This window comes from Embleya sp. NBC_00896 (assembly GCF_045207785.1).
In the GTDB taxonomy this organism is placed as follows: domain Bacteria; phylum Actinomycetota; class Actinomycetes; order Streptomycetales; family Streptomycetaceae; genus Embleya.
This window is the reverse complement of record NZ_CP108777.1, coordinates 246,811-271,517: the sequence shown is the minus strand read 5'-3', so window position 1 is coordinate 271,517 and position 24,707 is coordinate 246,811. Positions and strand designations below refer to the sequence as shown.

Sequence of the window (24,707 nt, the reverse complement as noted above, 5' to 3'; positions counted from 1 at the left end):
CCGCGATGGCTCCGCCTGCCGTCCGAAGTCTTCCGTTGCTATTCGGCGACCTGGGTGTACCTGCCCTCTTCGGGAGTTGCCGCTCCGCCCCATGGGGTGCACGGCTCGGAAAGGTCCACGGTTACCCCGGCCGGTTCGAGGGCTTCGCGGAGCCGCCGGGCGGCGCCGTCGCCGAGGAAGTGGTGGTGGACGGTGAGGCGTTCGAGGTGGGTGAGCGACCGGCCGGCCAGCAGGGCCTCCGCGCCGGTGTCGGAGAGCACGCCCATGGACAGGTCGAGTGAGCGGAGCTGTGCGACGACGGGCGCGACGGCGACCGCCGCGGCGATCTCGTCCTGGATCTCGCTGTTCATCAGACCGAGGTGCCGCAGCGCGGGGTGCCGGGTGCCGTCGAGAAGGTCGGCCAGGTCGGCCGTGGTCGCGTCGCCGCCGTACATCTTCACGCCGAGCCACAGGTCGAGGTGGTCGAGTGCGGGCAGGTCGCTCGCCGCGACCGCTCGGGCCACGTGCGCGGGCATGCCGCCGGTCTGCAGGACGAGCCTGCGCAGCCGCTCGTGCCGCGTCGGACGCAGGACGGGTTGGCTGCCCTGGCCGAACCGGTAGCCCAACTCCTCGAGGTGCGGAAAGACGTCCAGGAGCGGTGTGATGTCCTCGGGCGTGATCCACGAGACTTCGTGCTCTTCGCCGGTGATGTCGCCGACGAACAGGTGGCGCAGCGCCCGGAACCGGTCGGCGTGCTCGCACAGCACGCCGACGACGCCGTTCTCGTCGTCCAGGATGTCGGTGGCCCAGTAGCCCAGGACCAGCGCACGCACCTGCGTGGTGTCGACAGTCTCGAGGAACATCCCGAAAATGTCCGCGAATTCGAGCTCGGCGTCGAAGTGGGTGGCAATCTTCCAGGCGACCGATCCGGGTTCCGGCATGGAGGCGACGAGCCGCGCCAGATGCTCGTCGTTGTCCGTCTCGAAGGTTTCGATATCCTCGTAGGCCAGGAACGGATGCACCGTGAGCCCGCCCAGCTCGCCGAGATGGTTCCACACGCTCATGAGGGTTGCTCCGTTCCCCGCCCCGATTTCCTGCCGGCCGAAGCCTACGGACCCCCACCCACATTGCGCCTGGGCGGGGGCCCTCGGGGGATGCCGACGGGTCAGGGTGCCGGGCAGAACTCCGCGGCCAGGATTCCGTACATGTCGTAGAGCTCGTGCCGCGGCCAGTCGCCGTTGAGGTTGAAGGCGATGGAGTGGCCGGCGTCCGGGGTCGTGTAGACGTACGACATCGAGCCGGGGATCGCGCCGTTGTGGCCGTAGAGCATGACCTTTCGGCCGGTGGAGCAGGTGAGTTCGCGCTGGGTGAGGCCGAGGCCGTAGTTGGCGACGGCTTGGGTCCACGGCTCGTACGCGTACCAGTTCGTGGGCGCGTCGGCGTTGGCCGTGACGTTGAACTTCGCCGGATTCGGGATGCACTCCGGCCACGACAGGCCCGTGTTGCAGGTGATACCGGGCGGCAGCGCGGGAGCCGGCGTGCCCATCGTGTTTGGGTTGACGCGGGCGATCATCTGCTGCAACTGCGCGGGTGGCAGCAGTTGTCCGCCGATCAGCGCCTTGATGAACGTGATGAGGTCGGCGGTCGTGGAGATGATGTTGCCGCCGCCGTACCCGTACGACGCGTTCTGGTCGGCCGCCGGAAGCGTGTTGAACGAGCTGCCGTTGCGCGGGAACAGCAGATTCGACACGAACGCGTCGTGCGGGCCCGGCAGGACGGTGTCGGCCGGGGCCGGAACCCGGGTCCCCGTGAGGCCGAGCGGTGTCACGACGCGTTCGGTCAGCGCCTGGTGCCACGGCTTGCCGGTGACCTTCTCGATGATCAGCGCGAGCAGCGCGTAGTTGGTGTTCGAGTACGCCATGGTCGTACCGGGTGCGGCCTGTGGTCCGTGACTCGCTCCCTCCGCGACCAACTCGGCCGGGGTGAAGGCCATGTTCGGGAACTGCGCGGCCACCTTCGCCTGGAAGGACCAGTCGGCCATGTTGTTGAAGATGCCGCTGGAGTGCTGGAGCAACTGCTCGACGGTGATCGGCGCGGCGCCCGGCCCCGGCGGGTTGAAGCACTTCCACGTGGCCATATTGCAGCCCTGGACGCTGTTGTCCTTCAGGATCGGACCAAGGAGTGTGAACACGTCGTCGGTGAGGTTGAGCCTGCCGTCGCCGACGAGTTGCAGGATCACGGTCGCGGTGAAGATCTTGGCGACGCTGCCGGCCCGGAAGACGCTGTTCGCCTGGCGGGTTGCCATGCTCGCGGGGTTGTCGGCGGCGCCCGCCCACTGCACGCCGCCGATGTCGGTCCGGGCGATGACGCCGGGTATCGCGTCCATCCCGTGCGGTCCGGGCGGCGTATTGCCGTCGTTGACGTCGAGCGTCACCAGGCGCATCGCCTCGAGCAGGCGACTGTGGTCACCGCCGTCGTAGTGAGTCGCACCGGGTGTCACGGCCCCGGACGCGGGCGTCGCCGCCGACACGAGAACGGCGGTACTCGCGAGAACGGCGAGCAGACCGCGCCGCACCCGTGATCCCGGTCGCCGCCGGGGTCCGCGTCGCGCCCGGGTGTACCCGCCTGACTGGCTGGAGCGCACTGTGCCTCCCTGTTCCGGGGACCCACGGCCGTCGTGGTCGGCTCGCACAGTCGCACCGGCCGGACCCGCCGGTATTGGATTTTTCCGACGCGGATCGGGGTGGACACGTGTCACCCGACCAGGCGGTACGTCCGACTGCCGGGAAGGAGACAGCGGCGCGGGCACGGCGCGTCCCGGGGGCCGGACGACCGCCGCGGGCCGTGCGCACGGTGAGTCGGCCGCGACCGAGGAAACGGTGGATCGATCGTATACAACGGGCAGGAACTGACGGCAGGGGACTGGATGTTCATCCCGGCCGGGGTGCAGTACTCCTTCGAGACCGGTCCCTTCGGGGCCGTCATGTGCTACTGCTATTGCTGCTGCTGCGCCTGAGCACCCGAGGCTCGCCTCCGGACACCTTGGTGATCCACACCCCCGACTTCACGTCCTCATCCACCCCATCCGGCCCGGTGACGGTCTGTGCGGGGGGTGGTTCCGTACCGACTCGGTACGGAACCACCCTCCTGTCCGCCGCACAGCCCTCGCCGCGCCGCACACCGCAAGCTGTTCAGGCATCCGGCCGGATGAGGCAGGCAGGCGCGGCGTCACGCGCCTGACGTCGGAGTGGGGCGTGCCGCGCGGAAGAGGTACCTGCTGCGGGCCCGCGTCTTCACTGTGATGATTCCGTCCTTCAGGGAGAAGGGGACGTGGTGGCCGCGGTCATCGGTGACGGTGAGACGCGAGGTGTCTGCCCAGGGGTTGCTCAGGCGCAGAGTGCCCCCGACTCGGCTGGTGATCTCGGCGTAGGTCACCGTTTTGTTCAGCAGGGCGGCCGACACCTCGAAGGCGCCCGGCTGGAGCAGCCCGTGGAAGCTCGCGTCCCGGTCGGCCGGCCACACCGGGAAGAGCACCATGGTTCCCTGGAAGCTCTGCACCAGCATGTTGTTGATCGCCTCGGTGGCACCGGATTTCTCGATGCCGTGGTACCCGTCGTTGATCCTCAGGTTGGCCGCGAGCTGCTGCTGGATGGTTTGCTCGAAGTGCGCGATGAGCGACGCGGCGGGATAACCCACGCGGGCGGCCTGGGTGAACACCTTCGGGAAGCTGTTGTTCTGACCCCACGAGTTCATCACGTCCACCGTGTCGATGGCGATCTTCCGCTCCGCGGCGGGTGAGGTGATCCCCAGCACCTCGGCCGGGTGGATGAATTCGAGGTTCACCGTGTTGTCCCCCGGCCGGATGTCCCGGGTGTCCCCACCCTGCATGGAGCCGGCCTCCGCCAGGGAGTACACGGTGACGCCCCTGTAGACGCTGGTGGGCTGGGCCGGGAGGTGGTCGAGCATGTTCTGCCAGTCCCGCCGCGCGTCCTGATCGGTGCCCAGTTCGTGGCTCGCCTCGATCAGCGTGGTCAATGTCTGCTTGAGCATGCCGATGTCGGTGGTGTTGTTCTTCCCCCACGACCCCTCATGGGGCCCGCTCCACAGCACGTACTGCCCCGTGCCCGCGTTCCACTCCAGCCAGTGCGCGAAGAAGGCCGCGACCAGCTTGAGGTACGGATATGCCTTGTCTCGCAGGAAGGCGGTGTCCCGCGTGTACTCGTAGTACACGCAGAACTGGGTGGCCGCGAAGAGGCAGTTGGCCACCTGCTGGAGGTAGACGTCGTCCGTCGTCGACCCGAACGGTCCGATGCCCACGGGGAAGAGCACCCCCGTCGGGACGCCACCGCTCGGGAAGCGCTGCGCGACGTAGTCCGGCTTCACCCGGGCCAAGTCGTGTTGTGCCCGGCGTTGCGCCTCCGGTACGTAGTCGAGGATCACGTCGTGGAAGGGCAGGGCGAGTTCGGGGCGGTTGCTGGAGTAGACCCCGTAGAACGGCGCCTGGGCGTTGTAGTTCAGGTGGATGTCGCCGTGCCAGCCGGGCTGGTCCGTGGTGGTCCAGACGCCGTAGAGACCCGGCGCGATCCTTCCCGGGCGGCTGGCGGAGCCGACGAAGTACTGGGCCGCGTAGTAGTACTTCTCCAGCACCGGGCTGCCGATGTCGATGCTGGACGCCAGCCAGTACCGCTTCCACCATTGGGCGTGCTTCTTTGCGAGTGTGGAAAGCGTGCGTCCGCTCTGCGCGCCCGCTGCCCGGATCGCGTTCGTGTGCACCCCGCTGGGGTTCTTGCCGCCGCCGCTGACGGTCGTCACGATCGTTACGGTCCGGCCGGGCTGCAGGGTGAACACTGTGCTCGCGGTTGCGCCCTTCACCGACGGCGCCTTCGCGGAGTCGGCTCCCAGCACCCGAGTGGCCAAGGCAGCGGTCGACACCCAGTTGGTACCGGAGGCGGTCGACCGCTGCGCCCAGGCGGTGTCTCCGTCGACCCCGGCGACCGCCGGGTACGAGGAGGAGTTCGCGTGGGCCCAGGTCTGGGCCACCAGCTCCACCGGTGAAGTCCCCTTCGAGGTCACGGTGACGACGAGGATGTTGTCCTCGGCCGCGAGCCAGGTGTCCAGCTCCAGTGTGGCGCCGCCGATCACGACGGACGTGGTGATGTGGGCGTCCAGGATCCGCTGCACCTCGTGGAAGGCATCGGGGCTCGGTGCGCCCGGATCCGGTGCGGTCTTCGGCAGCGCGTACAGCTCCAACTGGCCTATGCGGGCACGGGGGTTGCGGATCGAGTCGTCGGTGGTGCCCTGGGTGGGTTCGGTGATGTACAGCCGCAGGTAGCGCGTGGTGAAGGTGGCGACGTTCCGGTCGATCACTGCGGCGGTGTTGCCGGTGACGATGTCGACGTCGGTCCAGGTGCTGCCGTCCCGGCTGATTTGCACGGCGAGGTCTTTGGTGTTGAAGGCCTGGGTGCCGGGGCGGGCGGCTTCGTCGTTGCGGATGACGTACCGTGCGATGGACTGCTCGGAGCCCAGGTCGAGGGCGATCCACTGGGGCTTGCCGACGGCGGAGACCCAGCCTTCGTAGCCCGGGGCCCACTGGCCGTTGACCGCACGGTCGGGCGTGAAGGGTTGGTTGACACTGCCGGCGGTCGCTGTTGCCCCGACTGCGAGGTTGTCGCTCCCTGCCGTCGACTTCAGCGTGATGCCGCCGATCGGGAGCGGCTGGGTGTCGCCGTTTCCGTTCCAGAAGTCGCCCTTGGAGATGTAGAACGTCTTCACGCCGACGCTGCCGCCGGAGGTCACACCGACATCGCCGTTGCCCAGGAGCGCCGTATTGGGCATCGTCGTCGAGATCGAGCCGCTGTACGTCTGGTTCGTCCACTGGCCGGTGATTCCGGCCAGCTTCGCCTGAAGCTTCGACCAGTGCTGCTCTGCGGTCAGGGGCGCCGGCGTACCGCCGTTTCGTTCGTCCGCCGGCGCGGACAGCGCCGTGGCGGGACCCGCCGACAGCGCCGTGGTGCCGACTGCCGCGAGGGCGCCCGCGAGGACTGTTCTTCTGGCCGGAGGCAATGAGCCTGCGATGTGGTGGGTCATCTGTCTCTCCTTTGATGGCTGAATCCGGGTGCGGAACACGGCAGTCGGGAGGCAGCTGTCGAGGTCACGACCTCGCACTCGGGCCGCGCGGTCAGGCGAAGCGCGGTACCCGGCCTCGGCTGGGAATCAGGGAAGAGGTGTCCGGGCGGGATTGACGGATGAGGCGACTGCGCGCACGTGGACGTTGCGCAGCTCGCCGAAGCGATTACGGACGACGTCCTCTTGTGTCTCGTCCGGTGTGCCGACTCCGAACAGACCCGCGATGACAGCTTCGGTGACGGCGACCGCGGCCACGCTCTCGCGGTTGGAGACCCCGCGTTCGGCGACGCGGTAGCTGCCGTCGGCGGTGACCTCCATGGCCTGTCCCCACAGCGCGCCGGAGGTGGTGCGGTGGGCCCGCCGCAGCAAGCCCACCGCGAGATCGGATCGGCCGAGCCGGCACAGACCGTAGGCGGTTGCTCCGGGCCAGGCGGCGAAGGCGCCCGCCGCGCCGTGGTCGGGCCGGTCCGCGTAGGGCGCGATCGGGTCCTGCGGATCGAGGGCCCGCATCCAGTCCCCGTCGACAAGGCTGTCGCTGACGAAGTCGACCATCGCTTCGCGCTGGTCGGCTGTCAGGCTGTCGGCCATGTCGGCCGCCACCAGGACGAAATCGAGGACGTGTCCGATGACTTCGCCGCCTTCCGGATGGCCGATGTTCCACCGGCCCTTTCCGGCGTACTGTCCGACGACCGCTCGTGCGAGTGCGGAACCTTCCGCCTCCGCGGCATCTGCTTCCGCTTCGTGACCGAGGGTTCGCAGGAGCGCGGCGAGCGTGTGCAGCATGCCGGCGTAGCCGGCGTTGAAGGACACCACGGCGTCGCGGTAGTTCGGCACGCATTCCAGCAACTCCCAGGCGTCGCGCCCGAAGTCGGCCAGCACTCCGTCTCCGAACACCGACCGCCGCGACCGCGGCCGGTATGCCATGGCGCGCAGGTGGTCCAGCACGCTTTGCCCACCGGCGACTTCCGTCAGCAGCCCGGTCTGCCCGGTCACCGCGACATACGCAGTGATCGTGCGGAAGAGCGCGTGGTCGTTGGCCGCATAGTGGTTGCCGATCGGCAACAGGTTGTAGGTGTCGAAGGAGTGGCAGTGATCGTACGGCTGAGCCAGCGCTGCCAGAATCCACGCGCGCATGCCCTGCGGCTCCAGCATCGTGGCCGTGCGGGCGAACTCCGACTGGTCCCAGAAGTACGTCGTGGTCGGCCCCAGCCGTGGCCCTCCGGTCAAGAACACCGGACCGGTCCGGGACACGCGGGTGTTGCGCATGTACACGGCCAGCAGCACGCCCAGGTAGTAGGTGCGGGCCAGGTCCTTGTCATCGGTGACCAGTGCCGGCAGGTGTCCGGAGAACTCGGGGTTGCCCGGCTCGAAGGCGTGCGACCACGTGCTGCGCCACTGCTTCGCGACGTCCGAAAGTGCGGCGTCGAAGTCAACCGCGGCGCGGCGCGACCCGTCCAGCGCGGTCTGCTCGGACCCGGACACGTCCAGCACGAAGTCCAGGTCGATGCTCTCACCCGGAGCCGGCGACACCTGCCAGCAGGCCAGGCCGCGAGCTCCCTGCGCGGTCAGGCGGTGCGGGGGCGTGCCGAAGGCATACGCGCCGCGCGCCACGCTGAGGGAGTCGGTGACCAGCAGCGCATCGCTGTCGCGCACGGCTGCCTCCCACCGTTGCCCCTCCCACCAGGGAGCAGTGCGTGCCGCGACCACGCCGTCCACCAGCAGCTCGGCGCCCGAGCCCGTCACGCGCACGCCCACGGTGTGCCAAGAGCCGATCGGCAGCGGGTCGGGAGCCACCGCCAGTTCTCCGCCGATCCGCAGGGAAACCCTCCCGTCGCTGAAGCCGAGCTGAGCGGAGTCCGGATGGTTGCCATGGGTGGCGACTACTCCGTTGGTGGCCTCCCGGTCGACCCGCACTTCCAATACGAGCGCGTCCCCCTCGTCGAGAGCGGTCGTGCCGACCCGTAGATCCGTGCCGGCCCGCACGGTGTACACGGCCAGGGCGTCGCCGATCGCCACCCGTGAGCCGTCCGCCCGGTCCACCGCCAACTGCCGGACCAGGCAAGGCGCTCCCGGAGCCCGCACACGTCCGGAGTCCGGCGCGGAGTGATCCGGAAGTTCGGACTCCAGCAACATGGGGGCGGAGTCCTCGTCACGCTGGATCCCGGGGATCCGCGGCGAGCCGAGCCGTACCCATCTTTCGCCGTGCGGAAGCAGTTGCACCTGGCGCGGCCGGTCGGCGATGACCTCGGCGCGCAGCCGCTCGGTGGCGTAGAAGTCGTGGTGGTGGCCGGAGTTCCACGGGGTGCCGTAGAGCCACCCCCAGTCCACCTCGGAGTGCGCGAACATCGCGAGCAACTCCTGCTCGACGACGGTGTGCACGGGGTCCGGCGAGTCGTTGCGCAGGGTGATCCGCCACAGCACCCGGCTGCGCTCGTACGCCATTCGCACGTCGGTGGTCACCGTCAACGCCCCATGAGTGGCGGTGCGTTGCACACCCCACGGCGACCAGCGCATCCGCTCGGCAGCGATCGGCCGGCCGTCCAGGCGTAGGACACCGGTGTGATAGCCGCCGCTGTAGGGAGGGAAGGCCAGCCACGACAACGATGTCAAATCGTGGTTGACGTGTCCTTGGCCCCACTGATTGCGCAGCGACGGCAGGTGTGCGAGCGAGGCGACCGGCTGCCACTCCCCGGCCAGTTCGTCGAGCGCGGGCACACCCGCGGCGGGTGCGTCCCGTTCGAGTGTGTCGGTGCGACCGCCCGCGCGGCCCGGCACGTCCACGGTCTGCGCAGGCTGTGCCGCCGTCACTTGGTCGACCCCGCCGTCAGGCCGGCGACGAACTGCTTCTGCAACGCCAGATAGCCGACGACCGGGATGACTCCGGCCAGGAACATGATGCCGAACAATTGTCCGTAATCCATCTGGAACTGCCCCACGGAAAGATAGAGACCGGTGGTGATGGTCTGGCCCTGCAACGGGCCGAGGATGAACTGAGGGTTCAGGAAGTCGTTCCAGATCCACAGTGAGAGGAAGATGGCCACGGTCGCGGTGGCCGGTCGTACGAGCGGCATGATGATCGTCCACCAGATCCGCAGACCACCCGCGCCGTCCAGGCGGGCCGCCTCGACGAGCTCGTCGGGCACCGCCCGCATGAAGCCGACGTAGACGAAGACGGCGAAGGAGAAGTAGCCGCCGCCAAGGTTGGACAGGATCAGTCCGGGATAGCTGTGGTCCAGGCCGATGAAGGTCAGGATGCGGATCGTCGGCAGGAGCACCACCTGCGGTGGAATCATCAGCCCCGCGGCCAGCGTGGCGAGGATCGCCGCACGGATCCGGGTGCGCCGACGTGAGATCCAGAAGCTGAAGGCCGAGCCCAGCGGGATCAGCAGCAGCACGGAACAGACCACGACGATCAGGGAGTTGCGCAGGCCGTACTGAATCAGGTGGTCGGGCCGGTCGAGTGCGGTGGACAGGTTGCTCAGCGTCGGGTGGAGTGGGGGCGCCGCCGGATTGGCGACGATGTCGTCCTGCTTCTTGAAGGCGTTGACGATCGTCAGATAGATCGGGCTGACGAACACCAGCACCACGACGATCGCCAGCGTGAGCCGGGCCGGGCTCAGCAGCCGGCGCCTGGATCTGTGCTGCGTCGGCGCCGAGGGATGCGGCGCGGCGGCGCGGCGGCGCGAGCGATGGGCCTTGGACGACACGGCACTCGGCGAGGAGGCGGTGTGGATGGTCACAGCTCGACCTCCCTGCGGCGCAGGACGCTCGTGACGGACAACGCGATGACCGCTGAGAGCGCCAGCAGGAACATGGCGATCGCGGAGGCGTAACCGAACCGGTTGTTGGTGAACGCGCTCTTCACGATGTACTGGGCTGTGGACTGCGTGGCGTAGGCAGGCCCACCGGATGTCAGCACCTGGATGACGTCGTAGAGCTTGAGCACGGTGATCAGGGAGATGGTCACGCTGATGGTGGTGGCCGGGGCCACCATGCGCAGCGTGATCATCCGGAACTGCTGCCGGGTACTGGCGCCATCGATCGATCCGGCTTCGTAAAGCTCGCGTGGGATGTTCTGCAAGGCCGCGAGGTACACGACCGTGGTGAAGCCGGACAGCACCCAGGCCACCACGATTCCCACCGACAGCTGGGCCAGATGTGGCGTGCCCAGCCAGTCGACCGGCCGGCCGATCAGGTGTGTCTTCATCAGCACGTCGTTGAGCAGGCCGTCCTGGGTGAGGATCGTCTTCCAGACGAAGCCGACGATCACCCCCGAGATCACCTGCGGCAGGAACGCGATGGTGCGCAGTACCCGGTAGCTCAGCTCGGTGCGGTCGAGCAGTATCGCGAAGGCGAGGCCGGCCACGTTGGCCACGATCGTCACGCCCGCGGCGAGCGCCAGAGTGTAGAGGACACTGGCGCGCAACTCGTCGTCGTGCAGCATCTCCGAGTAGTTGGACAGACCGATCCAGTTGCTGCCCGGCTTCAGCGGGTTCTCGTCGGTGAGGCTGCTCCGCAGGCTCATGATGACGGGCAGTACGATGAAAACCAGGTAGAGGAACAGGCCGAGCGCGGCGATCAGCCGCAGCCCTATGTCATGAGTGGCGTCGCGAAACCAGTGCGAGAGCGGCTTCACAGTCCCCATCCCTTCGTGCCGGGGTACCGCCGGAGGCGGACACTCGTCCAAGCCCGCCCCCGGCGAGGGTGATCGGTGGTGGTCGCGGGGCGCAGGCTCACTTGGTCGCGGTGTCCCACGACTTGTCGAGCTTCGCCATCTGCCCCTTTACGTCACCGGAGTTGAACAGGGCTTGCGCGGCCGCGTAGAAGTCGTTGTTGCCGGTGCCGGGCAGCGCGTCGTCGTTGGTCGCCCAGCCGATCGAACTCACCTTGGTGTCCGTCTTGGTGACGTAGGAGTACGAATCGGTGAAGGCCGGGCTCACCGTGACGTGGTAGTCGTCCAGCGTCTTGTTCTTCAGCATCGGGAACGCCCCGTCGCTTTCGATGAGCGCCTTGAGGTTCTCCGGGTCCAGCGACCACGCCTGCGCGAACTTCGCCGCACCGGCCTGGTCCTTGGCCTTGCCGGCGATCGCCATCGAGCCGCCCACGAAGAACGGCACCACCACGGAGCCGTCGTCGGTCGGCCACGGGAAGACGCCGATGTTGTCCCACTGGTCCTTGGGGATCGAACCCAGGTACCAGCTCCCCATCGGGTACATCGCGGCCTTGCCGGCGTTGAAGTTCTTGATCGAGTCCGCGTAGCCGACGCCGAGTGCGCCCTGCTCGAAGTAGCCCTTCTCCACCAGCGTGCGCATCTTCGTCGCGGCGGTGACCACGTCGGCGTCGGTGAACTTCACCTTGCCCGCGTACCGCTGCTGGATCCACTGCGGGTTCTTCCCGAGCACGTCCGCGCTGAGTGCTCCGGTCAGCGGCATGGCCGCTGCGAACGGGTCGTTGCCGCCCAGCTCGATCGGCGTGATCCCGGCGGACTTCAGCTTGGCGCTGACGTCGAGGAACTGCTGCCAGGTGGTCGGCACCTGCACCCCGGCCTTGGCGAACAGCGACTTGTTGTAGAAGACCAGCGGGATGATCTGCGAGTTCGTCGGCGGGATGTAGACCTTGCCCTTGATCGCATTGCCCTGCGGCAGCAGGAAGTTCTGGTCGACCCAGGACTGGTCGTACGGCGTGAGCAGCCCCGCCTCGGTGTACTGCGAGGGCGTGATCGACTGCAGCAGGTCGGGGAACTGGCCTGACGCCTGCAGCTGCTTGGCGTATGCGTCACGGTCCGTACTCGGCGCCACCACCTGCCTGATCTTCACACCCGGCGCGCTGTTCTGGGCTCGGGCGATGGACGCGGTCCAGAAGTCCGGAGTCAGCGTCGGGGTGTTGAAGGTCATGTATGTCAGCTTCGTGCCACCTCCCGACCCACTGTCCGACGGTGAACTGGAGCACGCCGCGAGCAGCGTCAAGGCTGCGGCGGCAGCCACTGCGGCACTTCGTCTGAGCATGGCCGTCCCTCTCGTGGTGAGTGTCGGGAGACACGTGTCCCAGCCGACGAGGCCGGTCGGGAATGGCTGGATCTCGCCGTTGAGATAACGTTATCTTGGCCAGTACAGTACGGTTCCGCAGCAGCAAGTCAAGACTTTGTGCGATCACGGACCGGTCTCGGAGCGCGTAGCGTGATGCACGACCGATCTACGGAGGGGCAGAGTGTCTGGTCCAGGGGGTTCCGGAAAATCCGTGCCGACGCGTTCTCGCAGACCTACGATGGTCGACGTCGCCCGGGAGGCCGACGTGGCGCTGCGCACGGTGTCGAGGGTGGTGAACGGCGACGCCACGGTCGGCGGTGCGCTGGCCGAGCGGGTCAGGCAGGCCATTTCACGGCTCGGTTACAAGCCGGATGAACGGGCCCGCCAGCTCCGTAGCGGACGCACCGGGACATTGGGCGCCGCGGTACGACACATCGCCGATGCCCACCCGGCGCTGCGAGCCGTGGACGAAGCCGCACGTGGCGCCGGTCTGACCGTGGTCGCGATGTCCACGGAGGACGACGAGGTGCGCGAGCGCGAGGCTGTGATGTCCATGTGCGCTCGCCGCATGGACGGGATCATCATCGAGCCGATCGCTGACGGGCATCAGTACCTTCAGCCCGAAATCGACTCCGGTCTCGCGGTGGTGGCCTTCGATCGCCCCGCTACCGGCGTCTCGGTGGACACGGTTCTCTCCGACAACCGCGGTGGCATCGAGCAGGCCTTCGAGCACCTGACCCGCCAGGGACATCGGCGCATCGGCTACATCGGCGACGACGAGCGGATCTACACCGGCAAGGAGCGAGCCGCCGCATTCCGAGAGCTGGTCAGCGGGATCGGTGAGCCGCTCGACGACCGGGTGCACCCGGGGCCGGTGGACCGAGGGCGGATCGCTGCCGCCCTCCATCGGCTACGCAGCGGGCCCGCCCCTGTCACGGCGATCGTCGCCGGCAACTTCGAAACGACGATCGAGGTGATCCGCGCCCTCGGTTCGGATTTCGGCAGTACCGCACTGGTCGGCTTCGACGATTTCGTGCTCGCGGACCTGCTCAGGCCGGGGCTGACCGTCATCGCACAAGGAGATGTGGAGATCGGCCGGACGGCGGTCGAGCTCTTCCAGCAGCGGCTGGCCGATCCTGCCCGGCCGGTGCGCACGGTGACCGTTCCCACGCGGCTTGTCGTGCGGGGGTCGGGTGAGATCCCGCCGCCGCGGTAGAGAGACGGTCGGTTGTGGCGAAGGCGGGTGCGCTGTGGCTGTCGCTGCCGATGTGCACCCAGGCCGATTCGTAGCGGCGCGGGCCCTTCGCACCGCTGCCCGCGCTGTGCCGCTGCCGGCGCGCCGATGGCCAGGTTGCGCAGGGCGGCCCCACGGCGGGGATGTTCCCGCGACGCACGCGGGATGCGTCCTCGCCATGGGCCACGTCCCTGACCGGCTATGCCTGTCCCTTGCGGCGGTATTCCTGGGGTGTGCAGCCGTCGGCCTGACGGAAGGCTCGGGCGAAGTGCCGGCCGGACCCGAATCCGATCTCGATGCCGATCGCGGTGATCGTCAGGTCGCTGGCACCCAGCAACTGCCGGGCTCGTTCGATGCGGCGCTCGTTGAGGTATCGATGTGGCGACATGCCCGTCTCACGAGCGAACAGTCCCGCGAGGTAGGTGGGTGCGAGGCCGACGCGTTCCGCGAGGTCTGCCAGGGGCCATCGGCGTGCGAACTCGTTGTCCAGAAGGGTGCGGATCCGGGCCACAGCGGGGTGGACCGACAGTTCGGATGTGCTCGGGCCGGGCATCAGCAGCCGGCCGGCCTCCAGGATGAGCCTGTCGGCGGCCAGCGCGACCCCCTCGTCCTGGTGCGAGCGTTTCACTGTCAGCTCTCGAACCAACTGCGCGAAGGGCTCTGCGAGCGATTGCGCGCCCGGGCGGTGCACGACAGTCGGCAGATTGCGCCACTTTTCGCTGAGGGCCGGGTGGCGTCCGAACACCGCGGCGGTGTCGATGGCGGCAAAGTAGAAGTGATGGTTGCCGGGGGGTTCCTCGGCCATGTGATGGACGGTCCCGGGCGCCACCATGAACATGTGCCCAGGACCCAGGACGTAGCGGCGCCCTGCCGCGGTCCACCTGCTCAGGCCGTGGACTCGCAGGTAGATCTCCCGTTCCGGATGGGTGTGCTCGTGGATCAGGAAGCGGGCCGGCACCCACTGTTCTCCGGCGTGACGGACCCCGCTTGCGGACTCGCTCAGTTGGGCATGGAAGCCGGCGCGAAGGCCGGTCGGCCGTGACACGGATACCTGAAGATTGTCCACGCAATGCGATTTTTCAGGCAAGCCCCCCGTGGCCGGCGCGGTCTAACGTCTCGCCATGAACGAATTCACGCTCAGCCCGGAACAACAGGCTCTGCTCCCCGGCCCCCAGGACGTCGATTTCTATCGGCGGCACGGGTACTGGATCTCTCCGCAGATCGTTCCGGAGGAGGTGCTCGACGCCGCCGAGCGCGGCATGCGGCGTTTCTACGCCCGTGACTACGACGCCGAAGTTCCCGGGACGCTCGATTTCGGACCCGGGCAGGAAGAAGGCCTGCGTAAGCACGACTACACCTCGCAGCGCGTGGGCGAGCTGGCACAACTGCTCGCCTATCCGCTGATCGGAGCCTCTGCGGCGGTTCTGGCCGGGGCCGCGGGGGTCCGGATGGGCCACCCGGTTCGCTCGCGCTCCGTCCATCATTTACCCCCGTGTCGCGATGTGCCGGGCAGCGTACCGTCCGCGCGGACCGGCGGCCAGTCCGTGGCGCGATGCCCCCGGCTTCGGTTCGCCGGTCACGGCCGGGTGCGATGGCCGGCAACGTCGCCGACGCCGGCGGCAGTTGCGCGTGTCCGCGGAAGACTACCGCCCGGAAACCCTTGACAACCCCGTCGTATGCGGCCTTGAATCCCCACTGGCCATAGATATTAAGCCAGTCTTGCTATCTATTCAAAGGTTCCATGGGGAGGAGCGGAAAGTCCGCAGGAAAGAGACCTCCGCATCCCACGTCCTGGGCCGACGAATGTCCCCGACACGCACAGGCGAACGGCGAATCAGGAGCAGATCATGAGACCCGCACGCACATGGAGCACGGCAGTCGGTGTCGGCGCTCTGGCGCTGAGCATCGGCATGACGACGACCGCGCCGGCGAACGCCGCGAACGATGCCGGAACGACGTCCCAGGGGGCGGAGGCCCAGACCAAGGCCGCGATACAGCTCTCGGCCGGGTACCTCGCCATCGGCCTGGACTCCAGCGGCGCCGTGACCAGCCTCAAGGACTCCCGGACCGGGGCGGACTACCTGGCACCGGGGAAGTCCGCCTCGCTGGTCAGTCTTGTCGTCAACGGCCGGCAGGAACGTCCGACCAAGGTGACCCGCTCCGGCAACCGCCTGACCTTCACCAACAAGAAGGCCGGCATCCGGATCGTGGTGAAAGCGGAGAACCGGGCCGACTACAGCACACTCGAGGCGGTGGAGGTCGACGGCCCCGCCGGAGCGGATGTGCAGACGCTGCTGTGGGGTCCGCTGCCCACATCCGTCGACCAGACCATCGGTCAAACGGTCGGCGTGGTCCGCGACAACCGGTTCGCCATCGGGCTGCGGCCGTTGAACGACCGGACCGAAGGCACCTGGCCGCAGGAGTACCAGGACTTCGGTTGGGAGAACGAGGTCGCGGACAATCCCGACAATCTGCAGGTGGACTGGCTCGAGGAGTGGAGCGCCGCAGGCAAGACGCCCTGGGGTTCGGTGTTGCGGGCCTTCACCTTCGACTACACGAAGGAACGCGCGCGACAGAACATCGACGGCTACCGGATCCCGGTCGGCCCGTTCTCCGGCCGCAGCGGAAAGATCGCCGGATCCAAGATCGCGCTGTTCGGCGCTTCACCCGAGATGGCTCCGACCGTGCTGTCGAACATCGCGACCGGAGAACACCTGCCGTACCCGACTCAGAATGGGCAATGGCAGAAGACGGCCCAGGCGAGTTCGCAGTCCTTCCTCGTCCTCGGGGATCTCCAGACCGGCAACACCGCGACGGCGGCCGGCTTCGCGAAGGCGGCGGGGCTGGACTACATCTACTCCCTGCCCAACGCGGTCGGGCCGTGGCAGTCGACAGGGCACTACCAGTTCAACTCCAGCCTGGGCGGCAACGACGCCGGTGCCGCGAAAGCGGTGGACATAGCCAAGGCCAACGGCGTTCGGCTCGGGGTGCACACCATCTCGAACTTCGTCAGCCTGAACGATGCCTACGTCAAGCCGGAGTGGAGCCCGGATCTCACGCTCGGGCAGCGCGCGACGTTGACCCGGCCGATGGCCGCGGGTGACACCACTCTCCATCTGTCCAGCTGCGCGCCGCTCGCCTCGGGGCTGCGTGGCAGATCCCTGCTGATCGACAACGAGATCGTGATCTACGCGGCGTCGAGCCAGGTCGGGAACGAATGCCAGGTCACCGGCCTCGATCGGGGCGGCTGGGGTACCGTCGCGGCCGACCACGCGAGCGGCGGCACCGTCGCCCGCGTGCCGCAGAACGAGTACGGCGGTCCGTTCGGCGGACTCGGCATCCTCAAGGACATCTCCGGCCGCTTTTCCACCATCTGGAACACCACGGGGATCATGTCCAACTCCTACGATGGCCTGGAAGGCGCCTCGAAGACCGGCTGGGGCGCGTACGGCATGGCCCAGCTGGTGAACGGCACTTACGAGCAGACCAAGGCGAAGGACGGCTTCGTCACCGAGACCAGCCGGATGACCTCCAACACCTGGGACGCGCTCACCAGGGCGAGTTGGGGCGAGGTAGGCGCGACCTCCATGAAGCAGGTGTTCATCAACAACGCCTTCTACCAGGCCAACTTCCTCCCGGGCATGCTGGGCTGGATCAGTCTGGACGGCTCGGAAACGCCGCTGAGCCTCGAATCCAAGCTGGCACGGGGCGCGGGCCTGAACGCCGGCGCCGGATTCCAGACAACGGTGAGCAGCCTCACCAAGGGTGGCGACCACGCCAAAATGCTGCTCGACACCATCAAGCAGTGGGAGACGGCGCGCAACCTCGGAGCCTTCACCGAGGCACAGAAGGCACGTTTCCGTGACACGTCCACCAACTGGCACCTCAGCGTCGTCAAGCCCGGCCAGGAGTGGTCGCTGCAGGAACTCGACTCCAACGGGAACCCGACCGGCGAGCCCACGAAGGTCGTGACACCGACACCTCGGCTCAGCACGGACACGCTGCCGTCGGCGGCAACGGCACACAGCCTCTACGAAGGAAAGGTGACCACCAACACTCCGGCCACCATCCGGTACGAGGTGACCGCCGGAGCCCTGCCCAAGGGCCTCCGGCTGAACCCGGACACGGGCGGCATCGTCGGGACTCCGGTTCAGGCCACGACGGCCGACTTCACCATCACGGCCTACAGCACGGACGGTCTCCCCGCCGCCAAGGAACAGTACAAGATCGCCGTAGGCCGCTGACACCGTCCGTCGCATCCAGACGACATCGCGAGGGTGTCCGTCCCGGTCGTCAAGACCGGGACTGGACACCAGGGCTCCGTCGTTCTCGCAGAGCGTCGGGGCTGATGACGGTCGAGGCGGTTGCGACAGGTCGCGGTTGATCGCCCGGCGGCGAGACGAGGGCAGGCACGGCTACGGCTCCCGGTGATCACGAGGCGTCGACTCCCTGATCACCACGACGGAAGACCGTGCCTGCCCGCGCGTCATCGCCCGTCCCCACCAGCCCGAACCAACTCGCCGCCGCTGTACCGCCCACGCCCACCGAACCACCCTGGACTCCCGGCCCGCCTGGCCGCCGTACCTGATCCACGGCGGGCCCGGGGGCGGCGCCACCCAAGACGCGCTCCAACATCATGGGGCGAATCGACCACTGCCCCTCCGGCTCCTACAGCTACGCCCTGGAACGCGGCGGCGAGAGCATCGAGGCCGACCTTCCGCGGGCCGTCTCGGTGCTCGAAGAAGAGGATGGCCTGGCCAGTGCCCTGTGGATCACGGGCGCAGTCGAGGTGCACCGCGCGGACGGAAGGTCCCTGGAGCCCCGCAACCGGATGACCCTGTGCCGGTGCGGCCACTCGTCCGGCAAACCGTTGTGCGACGGAACCCATCGAAAGATCGGCTTCCGCGAGGAGCCGACCACCGCAGAGAAAGGAGAGACGCCACCGCGGCCGGGCGTCCGACCTACCGGGGTTGTCCGGCGGCCGGCGGACAACCCCGGGAGGTCGGCGGCCGGCGACTTCGGCTGAGCGCGATGGTGCGCAGGGCGTGGTTGGCCGTGCGAGCGCGAGGGCCTTTCGTCGGTCGGTGCAGATGTCGCCCTCCACACCGAACCCGAAAGGCCCTCACTCGTTCAAGATCGCCCCGCCATGCGATCCGTCACCGACCTCTCTGGGCAATACCGCTAGCGCTTGTAGGTGTTGCCGCCGGTGTCCTTGACGGACTTGCAGGTGCGGCCGGTATCCGTCCCCGAGTGGACGGCCGGCGCTTTCTTGTTGTAGTAGTTCACGGCGTAGGTGTTGCCCGAGAACGTGTTCCCACCTTTTCCGCAGGTGTCGGCCCTCGGGAACGCCCAGTAGGTGAACATCCCGTGGTTGCCGTTCCCCCGGATCTTCCCCTCGTAGTCGCGGCCCTTCTGGAAGACGTTGTCTTGGACCTTGTTGCCGCTGCTGCCGTCGCTGGCACGGACCGGGTCGCCGGAGATGACCTTGAAGGTGTTCCCCTTCACCAGGTTCTCGTTGCTCCCAGGGGTCTTCTCTGTCTGGTTGAAGGCAAGGTAGACACCGTGGGTGTTCCCCGGGACGTCCTTGTTCTCGAGATTGACGAACGAGTTGTTGGCGATCCTGGCCTTCGAAACGTAGTTCAGATGCACGCCGGCGTAGCCGTTGCCGCCCTTGACCCAGGCATTGCCGATCTCCTTGAAGGTGATCCGGTTGACCACGAGCCCTTTGACCGGGCCGTCCTTCTTGGTTCCCGTGGCCTTGATCCCACCGTCGCCGTAGCGCTGCACGGTGTACGGCCCCTGGAAGTTCAGCTTGGGCGACGTCGGACCGACCTTCATCCAGTACCCGGCCGTGGCCTCCCGCCCGTCGAACGTGACGGGGCCCGTTCCCGGCTGAGCCGTGACCGTGATCGTCCCGCCGGCGATGCCCGGCGCCCACTCCACCCCGGCATCGGTGACCGTCGGGCGCGGCGCGCGACCCGCGCGTGCGCGCGGCACGGACGGGGTAATGCCGGGGTGTCCGCGGAGCATCGCCGAGGGGGAGCGCGTGGCGCAGAACGGCCCGCCGTCCGACTTTGACACCGGCGAACGCCGGATGTGGGGCGCAGTCGGGCGAATGGTGCGACGGAGTCCCGGAAGTGCGCGGCGACGCGGTGCGGCGCCTGCTGCTGACGGCCCCGGCAGCGCGGCCCGGGAACCTGGCGCGGCTGCGCCTGCGCGGCATCCGGGTGCGCGGTGAACTCGACCTTGCCGACGCCGCGGTGGCCACCGCCGTACGGTTGCGCGACTGCGTCTTCGACACCGCGCCGCGACTGGATGGGGCACGGTTCGAGGCCCTGCAGCTGACCGGCTGCGAACTGCCCGGACTGCACGCGCACGCCGCCTCCACCGCCCGGGAGTTCGAGCTCGAACAGTGCACGGTGAACGGTACGGTCGACCTGCGCTCGATGACCGTGGGCACCCTCCTGTCGCTGCGCGACACGGTGGTGCGGCCCGCACCCGGAGACCGAGGCCACGGCCGCGACGCCGACGCCCGCACGGTACTGGTCGCCAAACAGCGCGGCCTGCGGCCGACCCTGCCGAGGCCCGGACGGCTGTGGAGCGTCCTGCAGGACGTCACGGTCGGCTTCGGCTACCGCCCGCTGCGCGCGGTGGGTCTGCTGGTCGCATTGATCGCGGCCGGCACAACGCTGTTCGCCCTGCGGCACCCCGACCCGGTCGGCGACGGCCCGCACCCGCCCTTCCAGCCCGCGATCTACACGCTCGACCTGCTGCTGCCGCTCGTCGACCTCGGCCAGGAACGCCACTACGGCCCGGCAGGAGCGATGCAGTGGGTCGCCGTCGTGCTGATCGGCACCGGCTGGCTGCTCGCGACAACGGTCGCGGCCGGTGCGGTGCGGGTCCTGCGGCGTACTTGACGGCCTGCGGCCGCTGCCCGCGACCCACCTCAGGTCACGCACCGACGAACCGCGAACGGCAACGTCCAACGAACCGCCGAAGCCCTTCAAGCCGTCAGGCCGGACGGCGCCCGGAATCGCTGCCCGCGATGCCCGCCGCCGACGGCGAGACGGCGCGCACCCTCAGCGGCTGCGAGGCGGGGCGAGGTCTTCCCGGGCGTCGGTTGCGGTGGCGTAGCCGTTGCGGCGGAGCTTGTGGCGGGTGCCGTCCTCGGTGTGGGGCAGTTCCTGGCGCAGCGACGAGGTGTCGTGGCGCTTGGGCGTCAACTGGGGGCAGGCGGAGCCGTATCGGCGTCCGGTGTCGGGGTTGGGCAGGAGCGGCGTCGGAAGACAGCGGCGCAGGCGATTTCGCCGACTGCCGGCGTCACCCGCCCGGTCGCCCGTCCGCTCGGCTCAACAGCTCCTACGTGCTGCGAAACAGCGGCTTGCCCTCCCGCAGCCGGCCGCAGACCCGCTCGTAGCTCGGGCGGCGAAGCTTCGGTGGCAGCCCCTGCTTGGCCCGCTTCGCGCCTCCGTCGTACACCTGCGGGACGAGGATGTCGCGGGCCGCCCGGAGTTGCTTCTTGGCCGGGTAATAGGCCTCCACCTCCACCTCCACCTCGCCCGTGTTGTAGTAGGCGGACTTGTCGTTCAGCACCAGCGCCCGGGCGTGCACCTCGCCCTTCACCTCGAAGGTGAAGTCGTTGTAGTAGCCGTAGACGATGCCCTCCGCACGCAGGTCGCCCCCGACGTACACCGAGCCCCAGGAGACCAGGTCGCGCACCACCAGGTCGCCGAGCACCACCAGCATGCCGATGTCGTAGACGTAGTCGTCCAGGAAACCGTGCACGATCAGATCGCCGTCGACGACCAGCGCGATGTCGAGGGCGAGGTCCTCCGGGACCACCAGGTCGCCCGCGTGGTGCTGCCAGGCCGAATACGCGCAGCCAGGTACGCAACCACCTGCTGGTCGACGCCCGTGCGGCACACGCGGGCGGGGCTCCCGGCACTCATGCCCGGACACGGATCGAACCCCAGGGCGAAGATCGTTCCTCGTTGCCACCCGCTCCTGTTTCGCGTGGCGGGCGGGCCTCAACTCTTGACGGCCTCTGCGATCCGCAGGGCGGCCTGGGCGGGCGTGAGGTGCGTGGTGTCGACAACCTCGGCCTCGCCGTGTAGCCACGTGCGGGCCGCCTCGGCGTAGGGCTCAAGGTATTTGAGACGGAATGGGGAGGGGCCAAGGAGAGTGTCCCCCTCGATGCGCCCGCGGAGGGTTTCCTGGTCGGCGTGGAGGACGAAGTGTCTTACCGGGATGGCATGTCGGGCGAGGCCCGTGCTGATCTCGCGCCAGTACTCCTCGACCAGGACAGTCATGGGCATCACCAGGGTGCCGCCGGTGTAGTCGAGCACGCGGCGGGCGGTCTCGACTACGAGTGGCCGCCACGGCGGCCAGTGCTGGAAGTTGTCCGTCGCGGGCAGCCCCGGCGTGACGTCCATGAGTGTCTCGCCGACCTTCTCGGCGTCGAACACCCGTGAATCCGGGATCAGTTGCTGCACGAGTGCACTGGTTGTCGTCTTTCCTGCACCATGGGTGCCGTTGAGCCAAACGATCATGGGATCCGACCCTAGCGGACGGCCGGCGAACTCGACGGAGCCGACGAGGCGACCGAAAGGGCTCTCGTTCGCTGGGCGACGTCGACTCCGTTCGAGGTGGGCCCGCAGCCCGGCCCCGAGGCAGGTCCGATGCCCGACCCCGGGATGCGGTGGCCGGGTTCGGGGCCGGCCTCGGTGCCGGGTGCGCATTCTGCAGCACGCACGAACTCGGCATCGAACCCGACGCGTACGACCCGAAGCTCGACGTCGACTTCACCCTGCTGCGCGAAGGGGATCCGAACGCCGTCGGCCTGGACCAGGCCGCGTGATGCCGAGTGCGGCCGCGAGCGGTGAGGCGGCGAGCAGCCCCGTGCGCGCGGGCCAGTGTTTGTACCGCGCCGGGTGCGCCCGCGGCAAAGACGCGGGCGCTGATCCGTCAGCCGGGCTGGACGGTGATTGTGCAGAGGCGCTTGGTGGCCCGGGTCAGGGCTACGTACAAGTCCCTTTCCCCACCGGGGCGGGCCGTGATGATCTCCTCGGGGTTCATGACGACGACACCGTCGAATTCCAGGCCGCGTGCTTCGGATGCCGGCACGATGCGTGCGTGTTGTGCGATGCCTTGGGCCGTCAGTTCGCCCACCCTCGTGTCCGCGCAGAGCACTCCCAGAAGCTCGCCCGGGTACGCGGTGCTCTGGGCTCGGAGCTCCTGGGCGACGGCGGTGACCAACCCGTCCGGAGGCGTGGTCACGGTGCGAGGGCTCTCACCGCTTCGCAGTGACCATGTCGGCTTCTGGTCCGGAGCGATCCGCGCGAGCAGCTCTCGGACGCTCTCCAGAATCTCCTGCGTGGTGCGGTAGCTGACGGTCAGGTTGTGCAGTTTGAACCGCGGTCCGACGTGCGGGCTCAATGCTTCCTCCCAGTCGCGTGCTGTCGCGACCGGGCCGGCCTGGGCGAAGTCGCCCACCAGAGTCATCGCCCTTGCCGGGCAGTGGCGGACGATCATCCGCCACTGCATGGCGGTCAGCTCCTGCGCCTCGTCGACGACGACGTGCCCGTATGTCCGCTCCGGCGGGCCGTCGACCAGGCTCGCAGCCTCGTCCAGCAACGGCACATCGGCATTGGTCCACGGGTGGTCCGGACCGCGCAGCAGAAGTGACCGCTCCTCCGCAGTCAATCGGGGCAGGCGCTCGGCGAGAGCGTCGGCGTTCGTCAGGAGCGCCTTCACGAGGTCACCGGGTACCAGCCGCGGCCACAACACCTCGACCGCTCGGTCGACGCCGGCGTCGTCGAGGAGATCGGCCCGGATGGCGTCCAGGTCCAGCTCGTGGACCGGACCCGAGTCGACTGCACCTTCGGCATGGCGCTGGGCGGCTCCAGTGAACCGGTCGAGGTCCATGCCCGTCATCTTGGCGGCATCGGCGTCGATCTGCTCCAGAAGGTCGCCCATGTCTCGTTGCATTGCGTCGGTGACGGCCTCGACCAGGAGCTCTTTGAACACCTGGCGTGCGGGGTTGTGCCCCGGTGCGGCTGCCACGGCGGCGTCGCGTGCCGTGGCGACTTCCTCGCCGGACAGGTGAACCAGTTCCTGTCCGACCCGCACGGTGAAGTCGCCGTGGGGAGCTTGGTGGACGCGCAACAGGCCGGCCAGAGCATCGGCGAGGTCGGAACTGCCCTTGAGACGCGCCGTATCGAACGGGTCCACCCTGTCCGTGGACACTCCGGCCAGTTCGTGGCAGGTCGCCAGGACGACGTCGTTCTCACCGAGCGAGGGAAGCACCTGGGAGATGTAGTCGAGGAACCGGGCATTTGGGCCGACCACCAGGACACCGTGCTCCGCGGCGCGCGGGAACGCGTACAGGACATACGCCGCCCGGTGCAGGGCGACCACCGTCTTTCCTGTACCGGGCCCGCCCTGCACCACTGTCACCCCGCGGTGGGCGGAGCGGACGATCTCGTCCTGCTCGGCCTGCAGCGTCGCGACGGCCGCGTGCATCCTGCCCGTACGCCGTGCCGACAGAGCCTCGGTCAACGGGCCGTCACCCACGACGTCTTCGTCAGTCGGGGCGGTACCGTCGAGCAGTTCGTCGCTCACCGAGATCACCGTGCGCTCCTCAAGGCGCAGGTGCCGGCGGCGGCGCAGATTCATCGGGTGGATCGGCGTCGCCTCGTAGAAGGGCCGCGCCGCGTTCGCGCGCCAGTCCACGAGCAGAGGCAGCTCGTCGTCCTCCGTATGCAGGCCGATCCGCCCGATGCGCAGGGCCGTGCCATCCGTCCAGTCGATGCGGCCGAAGACCAGCCCTTTTTCGGCGCCCTCCAGCCGGCCGATTTCCTTGGCCAGACGCTCAGCGGCGATCTCTCTCTCGTATGCCTCATCGGCACTTTCCGCCGGGGCCTTCAGCACACTCGCTCGGTGTACTCGCGCCTCGGAAAGCCGCTCGGTGAGCAGCTCGTACAAGGTGGACACATAAGCCCGCTCCGATTCAACCGCACACACAGCAGGGTCGTTCACTTGCGACAACAGGGGGCTCCTTCGATTCGAGCCACATCATACGGTCATAATTCCCTGAAAATAAGCCTTGACTTACTGGGGGTGCCGTGGCCCCGGATCTGCTCGCGGTGGGCTCGTTAGTCATGGCGGTAAGAGGGTGCTGACCTGGGCAAATGAAGATCTGTTGCGGCTCCTCCGAGTATCGAATGAGCGTTGACTTGGTGCATACGGCGATGATCTGGAGCTGTCCACCGGGCCGGGCGGTGCACTGGGCGGCAGTGGCAAGACCGAGGGCATACGGGACTGCATCATGACCTTACGAATGA

General features: G+C 68.2%; 19 protein-coding genes. 6 read left to right on the top strand and 13 right to left on the bottom strand.

What is annotated here, in order from left to right:
• Positions 1-38 precede the first annotated feature (38 nt).
• The 7 genes from OG928_RS34435 to OG928_RS34405 all read right to left on the bottom strand — a co-directional run bounded on the left by OG928_RS34435 (position 39) and on the right by OG928_RS34405 (position 11,999).
• Entirely contained in the window at positions 39-1,043 is a 1,005-nt protein-coding gene (locus OG928_RS34435; RefSeq protein ID WP_331765926.1) for an STM4015 family protein, read from the bottom strand.
• A 101-nt stretch (positions 1,044-1,144) separates the two neighbouring features.
• Positions 1,145-2,554: a serine hydrolase domain-containing protein gene (locus OG928_RS34430; protein WP_331765925.1), complete on the bottom strand. Its 1,410-nt coding sequence runs from the start codon at positions 2,552-2,554 to the stop codon at positions 1,145-1,147.
• Positions 2,555-3,207: 653 nt separating this feature from the next.
• Positions 3,208-6,066 carry a discoidin domain-containing protein gene (locus OG928_RS34425; RefSeq protein ID WP_331765924.1) on the bottom strand — a complete coding sequence of 953 codons (2,859 nt, stop codon included), beginning with the start codon at positions 6,064-6,066 and terminating at the stop codon, positions 3,208-3,210.
• Positions 6,067-6,192: 126 nt separating this feature from the next.
• Complete coding sequence (locus OG928_RS34420; RefSeq protein WP_331765923.1) at positions 6,193-8,913, bottom strand: hypothetical protein; 2,721 nt, start codon at positions 8,911-8,913, stop codon at positions 6,193-6,195.
• Positions 8,910-9,845: a carbohydrate ABC transporter permease gene (locus tag OG928_RS34415; RefSeq protein WP_331765922.1), complete on the bottom strand. Its 936-nt coding sequence runs from the start codon at positions 9,843-9,845 to the stop codon at positions 8,910-8,912. Before OG928_RS34415 ends, OG928_RS34420 begins: the two co-directional genes overlap by 4 nt.
• Positions 9,842-10,741, bottom strand: coding sequence for a sugar ABC transporter permease (locus OG928_RS34410; RefSeq protein WP_331765921.1), 900 nt, complete (start codon positions 10,739-10,741; stop codon positions 9,842-9,844). Before OG928_RS34410 ends, OG928_RS34415 begins: the two co-directional genes overlap by 4 nt.
• A gap of 97 nt (positions 10,742-10,838) precedes the next feature.
• Entirely contained in the window at positions 10,839-11,999 is a 1,161-nt protein-coding gene (locus OG928_RS34405; protein WP_331765920.1) for an extracellular solute-binding protein, read from the bottom strand.
• 370 nt (positions 12,000-12,369) lie between these two features.
• Between OG928_RS34405 and OG928_RS34400 the strand changes: the two genes are divergently transcribed.
• Positions 12,370-13,347, top strand: a complete 978-nt coding sequence (locus OG928_RS34400) for a LacI family DNA-binding transcriptional regulator (protein ID WP_331765919.1) — start codon at positions 12,370-12,372, stop codon at positions 13,345-13,347.
• 217 nt (positions 13,348-13,564) lie between these two features.
• On the opposite strand, the gene OG928_RS34395 is transcribed toward OG928_RS34400, so the two are convergent.
• A complete protein-coding gene (locus OG928_RS34395) occupies positions 13,565-14,431 on the bottom strand; it encodes an AraC family transcriptional regulator (protein WP_331765918.1) in 867 nt (288 codons plus the stop codon).
• Between the two features lie 55 nt (positions 14,432-14,486).
• On the opposite strand from OG928_RS34395, the gene OG928_RS34390 reads away from it, so the two are divergent.
• From OG928_RS34390 to OG928_RS34380, 3 genes are all read left to right on the top strand, one after another.
• A complete protein-coding gene (locus tag OG928_RS34390) occupies positions 14,487-15,029 on the top strand; it encodes a hypothetical protein (RefSeq protein WP_331765917.1) in 543 nt (180 codons plus the stop codon).
• A gap of 183 nt (positions 15,030-15,212) precedes the next feature.
• Positions 15,213-17,609, top strand: coding sequence for an Ig domain-containing protein (locus OG928_RS34385; RefSeq protein WP_331765916.1), 2,397 nt, complete (start codon positions 15,213-15,215; stop codon positions 17,607-17,609).
• A 392-nt stretch (positions 17,610-18,001) separates the two neighbouring features.
• Positions 18,002-18,391, top strand: a complete 390-nt coding sequence (locus tag OG928_RS34380; RefSeq protein WP_331765915.1) for a CDGSH iron-sulfur domain-containing protein — start codon at positions 18,002-18,004, stop codon at positions 18,389-18,391.
• A gap of 155 nt (positions 18,392-18,546) precedes the next feature.
• Here OG928_RS34380 and OG928_RS34375 read toward each other — a convergent pair whose 3' ends face one another.
• Entirely contained in the window at positions 18,547-19,362 is an 816-nt protein-coding gene (locus OG928_RS34375; protein WP_406291443.1) for a hypothetical protein, read from the bottom strand.
• A gap of 140 nt (positions 19,363-19,502) precedes the next feature.
• Here OG928_RS34375 and OG928_RS34370 point away from each other — a divergent pair, with 140 nt between their 5' ends.
• Positions 19,503-20,282: a hypothetical protein gene (locus OG928_RS34370; RefSeq protein WP_331765913.1), complete on the top strand. Its 780-nt coding sequence runs from the start codon at positions 19,503-19,505 to the stop codon at positions 20,280-20,282.
• 162 nt (positions 20,283-20,444) lie between these two features.
• Here the strand turns inward: OG928_RS34370 and OG928_RS34365 are convergent, their stop codons facing one another.
• From OG928_RS34365 to OG928_RS34355, 3 genes are all read right to left on the bottom strand, one after another.
• A complete protein-coding gene (locus tag OG928_RS34365; protein ID WP_331765912.1) occupies positions 20,445-20,588 on the bottom strand; it encodes a hypothetical protein in 144 nt (47 codons plus the stop codon).
• A 136-nt stretch (positions 20,589-20,724) separates the two neighbouring features.
• Positions 20,725-21,207 carry a hypothetical protein gene (locus OG928_RS34360; protein ID WP_331765911.1) on the bottom strand — a complete coding sequence of 161 codons (483 nt, stop codon included), beginning with the start codon at positions 21,205-21,207 and terminating at the stop codon, positions 20,725-20,727.
• Between the two features lie 185 nt (positions 21,208-21,392).
• Positions 21,393-21,914, bottom strand: coding sequence for an ATP-binding protein (locus OG928_RS34355; RefSeq protein ID WP_331765910.1), 522 nt, complete (start codon positions 21,912-21,914; stop codon positions 21,393-21,395).
• A 149-nt stretch (positions 21,915-22,063) separates the two neighbouring features.
• Between OG928_RS34355 and OG928_RS34350 the strand changes: the two genes are divergently transcribed.
• Positions 22,064-22,222 (top strand): hypothetical protein, encoded by a 159-nt coding sequence (locus OG928_RS34350; RefSeq protein WP_331765909.1) that lies wholly within the window; start codon positions 22,064-22,066, stop codon positions 22,220-22,222.
• Positions 22,223-22,329: 107 nt separating this feature from the next.
• On the opposite strand, the gene OG928_RS34345 is transcribed toward OG928_RS34350, so the two are convergent.
• Positions 22,330-24,357 carry an AAA family ATPase gene (locus OG928_RS34345; RefSeq protein ID WP_331765908.1) on the bottom strand — a complete coding sequence of 676 codons (2,028 nt, stop codon included), beginning with the start codon at positions 24,355-24,357 and terminating at the stop codon, positions 22,330-22,332.
• Positions 24,358-24,707 lie beyond the last annotated feature (350 nt).

Coding starts and splice junctions, on each gene's coding strand:
- OG928_RS34405 (WP_331765920.1), bottom strand. CDS start 11,999: ATGACCTTCAACACCCCGACGCTGACTCCGGACTTCTGGACCGCGTCC.
- OG928_RS34355 (WP_331765910.1), bottom strand. CDS start 21,914: ATGATCGTTTGGCTCAACGGCACCCATGGTGCAGGAAAGACGACAACC.
- OG928_RS34425 (WP_331765924.1), bottom strand. CDS start 6,066: ATGACCCACCACATCGCAGGCTCATTGCCTCCGGCCAGAAGAACAGTC.
- OG928_RS34390 (WP_331765917.1), top strand. CDS start 14,487: ATGAACGAATTCACGCTCAGCCCGGAACAACAGGCTCTGCTCCCCGGC.
- OG928_RS34435 (WP_331765926.1), bottom strand. CDS start 1,043: ATGAGCGTGTGGAACCATCTCGGCGAGCTGGGCGGGCTCACGGTGCAT.
- OG928_RS34380 (WP_331765915.1), top strand. CDS start 18,002: ATGGGGCGAATCGACCACTGCCCCTCCGGCTCCTACAGCTACGCCCTG.
- OG928_RS34400 (WP_331765919.1), top strand. CDS start 12,370: ATGGTCGACGTCGCCCGGGAGGCCGACGTGGCGCTGCGCACGGTGTCG.
- OG928_RS34385 (WP_331765916.1), top strand. CDS start 15,213: ATGAGACCCGCACGCACATGGAGCACGGCAGTCGGTGTCGGCGCTCTG.